The organism is Vibrio sp. YT-19(2023), from assembly GCF_033337395.1.
Genome location: NZ_JAWOQN010000874.1, coordinates 1 through 572, shown reverse-complemented (window position 1 = coordinate 572; position 572 = coordinate 1). Strand labels below are relative to the sequence as shown.

General features: G+C 49.3%; 1 protein-coding gene. It reads right to left on the bottom strand.

The annotated features are described in order from the left end of the window. Window positions 1–568: uracil-DNA glycosylase family protein (locus R7E78_RS28935; RefSeq protein WP_318058993.1), on the bottom strand; the 568-nt coding region annotated here is incomplete at its 3' end. Between the last annotated feature and the right edge of the window lie 4 nt (window positions 569–572).

Sequence of the window (572 nt, the reverse complement as noted above, 5' to 3'; positions counted from 1 at the left end):
GCATCGAGTGAACACGTTGTTGGAGATAGGGAACGACTTCCGACTCAAACCATGGATTCTTCTTTAACCACAGCGTATTGCGTGGGGAAGGGTGTGGTAGAGGAATAAACTCAGGTTCCCAATCTTGCCATTGCTGAACGGTTTGCGTGAGAGTTTTGGGCTTGTTGGTGAGGTAGTACTGCTGAGAGTACTGACCAATAAGCAGAGTCAACTCTATATTGGGGAGCTGTTCGAGAATCTTTTTGTGCCATGTAGGAGCGCACTCTTTTCTCGGTGGCAGATCTCCCGAGTTACCTTTACCCGGATAGCAGAATCCCATCGGTACAATGGCAATTTTATTCGGGTCGTAGAACTCGTCTTTGTCGATATCAAGCCATTGGCGCAGTCGGTCACCACTTGGATCATTCCAAGGTATCGAAGTGCTGTGGACTTTTGTTCCTGGCGCTTGGCCAATAATCAGAATGCGTGCGTTTTTACCGGCTTGAACCACAGGGTTGGCTCCGAGAGGTAAACTCTCAGCGCAGATCTGGCACGCGCGCACTTGTTGGAGTAGATTCTCTAGAGACATCGGT